Origin of the sequence: Kitasatospora sp. MBT63, from assembly GCF_000710465.2 — a bacterium.
Lineage (GTDB): Bacteria > Actinomycetota > Actinomycetes > Streptomycetales > Streptomycetaceae > Kitasatospora.
The window spans coordinates 16,822-21,312 of the sequence record NZ_JAIZ01000356.1 but is presented as its reverse complement, the minus strand read 5'-3'; the positions used below and the strand labels follow the sequence as shown (position 1 = coordinate 21,312).

The 4,491-nt window shown below is 73.0% G+C and carries 3 protein-coding genes, 1 tRNA gene, 1 pseudogene and 1 riboswitch; of the genes and pseudogenes, 3 read left to right on the top strand and 2 right to left on the bottom strand.

The annotated features are described in order from the left end of the window. Positions 1–607, top strand: a pseudogene (locus tag AA75_RS53515) (hypothetical protein); the annotation flags it as partial. Between the two features lie 201 nt (positions 608–808). Here AA75_RS53515 and AA75_RS20980 read toward each other — a convergent pair. Then, positions 809–883 (bottom strand) — tRNA-Cys (locus tag AA75_RS20980). Between the two features lie 279 nt (positions 884–1,162). Then, positions 1,163–1,229: riboswitch (guanidine-III (ykkC-III) riboswitch) on the top strand. A gap of 54 nt (positions 1,230–1,283) precedes the next feature. Between AA75_RS20980 and AA75_RS20975 the strand changes: the two genes are divergently transcribed. After that, on the top strand, positions 1,284–1,598 hold the full coding sequence (locus tag AA75_RS20975; protein WP_033821696.1) for a multidrug efflux SMR transporter: 315 nt from the start codon (positions 1,284–1,286) through the stop codon (positions 1,596–1,598). A 153-nt stretch (positions 1,599–1,751) separates the two neighbouring features. Continuing rightward, entirely contained in the window at positions 1,752–3,260 is a 1,509-nt protein-coding gene (locus AA75_RS20970; RefSeq protein WP_082526695.1) for an MFS transporter, read from the top strand. Here the strand turns inward: AA75_RS20970 and AA75_RS20965 are convergent. Beyond that, a partial coding sequence (locus tag AA75_RS20965; RefSeq protein WP_051812933.1) for a hypothetical protein occupies positions 3,234–4,491 on the bottom strand: 1,258 nt, incomplete at its 5' end. The two genes, AA75_RS20970 and AA75_RS20965, sit on opposite strands and share 27 nt — an antisense overlap.

The following is a 4,491-nucleotide window of genomic DNA, read 5'->3' as shown; positions in this document are numbered from 1 at the left end:
CGGTGGCACGGGTGGCGGCGGCCTGGGTCTCGGTGGGGGCGGCTTCGTCCCCGGCGGTCTCGGTGGCGGCGGCGGTTACACCGGCGGCAAGGGTGGTGGCATCAGCGGCGGCGGCCTCAAGGGCGGCGGTCTGACCGGTGGCACCGGTGCCAAGAGCGGTACCAGTGGTGCGCCTCGGCCCGGTTCGGCCGGCGGTGCCGGTGGTACGGGTGCCGGCGCGGGCGGAGTCGGCGGTGCCGGCAGCGGCCAGGGCCGGGCCGGTGCGGCCGGGGCCGGCGGTATGCACGGCGGCGGCATGGGCGGCGGTGCGGGCGCCGGCGGCAAGGGCGCGGGCGGCAAGAGCAGCGGCCTGGTCCGCAAGGCCGGCGGCACGATCGGCGGCGCCAAGCCGGGCGGCGCGAGCGGCCGGGCGTTCACCGAGGGCGGTTCCGGCCTCGGCAAGGGCCGCGGTGCGAACGGTGCCGCGGGCGCGGGCGGTATGCACGGTGCCGGTACCGGTGGTGCGGGCAAGGGCAAGAAGAAGGAAGCGGGTCACCGCCCGGACTACCTCGTCGAGGACGAGGACACCTGGCGCGGCGGCTCGGCCCTGCCGCCCGTGATCGAGTAGTCGTGATCGCGCAGTAGGACGAGCAGTAGCGAAGCCGCAGGGGCGGCCCCGGGAGCACCGGGGCCGCCCCTGCGGCATCTCCGTGACTTCCGTGACCTCTGTAACTCCCGTAACTCCTGGAAAACATTCCGGGCATGTCGAATTCCCGGTCCGCGATATCCGTGGGAATTCATGGATATCGCAGGCCGGAAATTCGGCGGGTGGAGGCCATGGCGGGAATCGAACCCGCGTAAACCGCTTTGCAGGCGGTTCCCTGAACCACTCGGGCACACGGCCGGGAGGGCGGCGGCGGATCATCGATCCGGGCCGGGCAAGGGGGAGAGGCGGCGCTCAGGCGCAACAACAGGTGCGGCGGCAACAGGGGGCGCAGGTGCCGGGCGCCGCGCTGCGGGCCTCCGTGCTCCTGATCATCGCCGACTCCTGTCGTGGGTACCGCCGGGGCGGCCGGATTGTTCCGTGCCGCCGTGCTGATGAATTCATCTTATGCGGCCGGGGCCGGGGTCCGTCAATATCCGAATATGAATTCTGTGTGTCGTGCTGTGCTACCGTCGGAGGGAGACGGCGGGAGATCCGCCGGCCCCGGACGAGGTGCGTCGTACCCGGCACGACAAGACGACGCAGTACAGCAGCGGCAGCACACGGCTGTCGCGCACTGGCTGCGGAGGAGTTCGTCGTGATCGCCTGGGTGGTTCTGATCGTCGCCGGCGTCCTGGAGACGGTCTGGGCGGTGGCCCTGGACGCGTCCAAGGGGTTCTCGAGGCCGGCGCCCACGGCGCTGTTCGTGGTCGCGCTGGCGCTCTCGATGGGCGGCCTGGCGTACGCGATGCGTTCCATCCCGCTCGGTACGGGTTACGCCGTGTGGGTGGGTATCGGTGCGGTGGGCACCGCGCTGTACGGGATGGCGGCGCTCGGCGACGCCGTGACGGCGGCCCGGATCACCTGTCTGGTGCTGATCCTCTCCGGCGTGGTGGGGCTGAAGGCCCTGCACTGACGAAATCCGCCGCCTGAAGACCCCACCCGACGGTCCGCCCCACCGGGGACGTAGGCCCGGGGACGGAGGTCCGGGGACGGAGGTCCGGGGACGGAGGCGGAACCGGTCTCCCGTCAGGAGTCATAACGTGCCACGCGTCTTACGATGGCTGGCATGACCACAGCCTCCACCTCCTCGGTCGGCCATGCCCCCGAACCCCGGGCACCGCTGCCCGGGGAACCCGCCGGTGTGATGAGCGGTCCCTACCGGGCGCTCACCCTCGGCATCGTCTCCGTGGTGCTGCTGCTCGCCTTCGAGGCGACGGCCGTCAACACGGCGATGCCGGTGGCGGCCCGGCAGCTGGACGGGCTGGGGCTGTACGCCTTCGCCTTCTCGGGGTACTTCACCACCACCCTGTTCGCGCTGGTGGTCTCGGGTCAGTGGTGCGACCGGCGGGGGCCGGTGGCCCCGCTGTTCACCGGGATCGCCGTCTTCGGGGCGGGGCTGGTGATGGCGGGGACGGCCACCGGCATGTGGCCCTTCGTCGCGGGCCGGGCGGTCCAGGGGCTGGGCGGCGGGCTGGTGATCGTGGCGCTGTACGTGGTGGTCGGCCGGGCCTATCCGGAGGAGCTGCGGCCTGCGGTGTTCGCGGCGTTCTCGGCGGCCTGGGTGCTGCCGTCGATCGTCGGCCCGCTGGTCTCCGGCGCGGTCACCCAGCACCTCGGCTGGCGCTGGGTGTTCCTGGCGGTGCCGGTGCTGATCCTGCTGCCGCTGGCGGTGATGGGGCCGGCGCTGCGCCGCGCGGAGCGGAACCTTCCGTCCACGGTGGCGGCGGCGTACGACCGGCGCCGCACGGTGCTCGCCGCGATGGCGGCGCTCGGCGCGGGTCTGCTGCAGTACGCGGGGCAGCGGCTGGACCTGATCGGCCTGCTCCCGGCTGCCGCGGGGGCGGCGCTGCTGCTGCCTGCGGTGGTGCGGCTGCTGCCGCGGGGTGCGCTGTTGGCGGCCCGTGGCCTGCCGACGGTGATCCTGCTGCGAGGGGTGGCGGCCGGTGCGTTCTTCGCCGCGGAGGCGTTCATCCCGTTGATGATGGTGACCCAGCGCGGGCTGTCCCCGACGCTGGCCGGGCTCACCCTCACCAGTGGCGGGCTGTCCTGGGCGCTCGGTTCGTTCCTGCAGGGCCGGCCGGGGGCCGACCGGCACCGTGAGGCGCTGATCCGGTGGGGCTTCATGCTGACGGCGGTGGCGATCGCGGGGGCGGCGCTGGTGCTGGTGCCCGCCGTGCCGGTCTGGGTGGCCGCGGTGGCGTGGGCGGTCGGCGGGGTCGGGATGGGACTGGCGGTGGCCAGTATCAGCGTGCTGATGATGAAGCTCTCGGCGCCCGCCGAGACCGGCGCCAACTCGGCGGCGCTGCAGCTCAGCGACGCGCTCGGCAACGTGCTGCTGATCGGCCTGTCGGGGGTGCTGTTCGCGGCGCTCGGCGGTGGCACGCTCGCCGCCGCCGGGAGCGGGCCGGTCCCGGCCGGCCCGTTCGCGGTGATCTTCCTGGTGATGAGCGGGGTGGCGCTGCTCGGCGCCCTGATCTCGGGCCGGACCGGTGGCCCGGCCGTCACCGGTGGCCCGCCCGTCACCGGCGGCCCGGCCCGGAACGGTGGCTCAGGTGCGCGGGGCGATCAGCACTGACGGCTCGGGCTTGGTGGGGGAGGGGGTCGGTCCGGCCGCGCCCAGGTACTCGGCCCAGCCGCCGGTCGGCGACTGCCCGGGGGCCAGCGCCTGGAGCTTGCGCAGCACGCCCGGGTCCTGCACCTCCAGCCACTCCACCAGCTGACGGAACGACACCAGCCGCACGTCGGGGTGGCCGGCGATGACCTTCAGTGCGTCCTCCACGGCGGTCATGTAGATCCCGCCGTTCCACTCCTCGAAGTGGTTGCCGATGATCATCGGGGCCCGGTTGGTGCTGTACGCCCGGTCGAAGCCGGCCAGGTACGAGTCGCGGGCCTGCGTCTGCCAGGCGGCGTAGTGCCCGGGGTCGCCCTTGGTGTTGGCGCCGGACTGGTTGTACATGATGTTGTAGTCCATCGAGAGCACCTGGAAGGTGTGCCCGGGGAAGGGGATGGACTGCAGCGGCATGTCCCACAGCGCGCCGTTCTGGAACTTCTGCGGCCAGATCTGCAGCCCGCCGCCGCCGCTGCTGTCGTACTTCCAGCCGCGCTTGGCGGCGGTCGGCAGCAGGCCGCGCTGGCCCTCCAGGCAGGGGGTGCGGGAGCCGATCAGTTCCTTGCGGTAGTCGAAGGGCAGGGCGGGCAGGTCGAAGCCGGTGTTGGTCTTCCAGTTCATGACGAAGTCCATCGCCTGCTCGATCTCGCTGTCCCAGTCGTCGGGGGACCAGGCGCCGCCGCCGGTGGGGCCGCAGAAGTGCCCGTTGAAGTGGGTGCCGATCTCGTGGCCCTCCAGCCAGGCGGCGCCGAGCTGCTGGAGGGTGCCGTGGATGTGCTCGTCGGTGAGGTACCCGATGTCGGAGGCGCCGATGGGGTGCTGCGGCGGACGGTAGAGGGTCTTCTTCGACTCCGGTACGGCGTAGATGCCGCTGAAGAAGAAGGTCATCGCCGCGCCGTGGTCCTTGGCGAGCTGCCGGAAGCGGCTGAACAGCTTGTTGTCGAGCTCGCCGGCGCCGTCCCAGGAGAAGACCACGAACTGCGGCGGGCGCTCGCCCAGCTTCAGCGGCTCGGGCTTGGGCTGGTTGGGCTGGGCGCCGGTGTCCGAGGTGGAGCCGTCGCCGATCAGGGTGGCGACCGGGACGGCCTGCGGGCTCTGGCCGGCCGCGGCGGGCAGGCCGGCGGCGGGTGCGGACCGGGCTTGCTGCTCGCCTCCGCCGCCGCCCTGGCCGGAGCAGCCGGCCGCGAGGGTGGCGGCG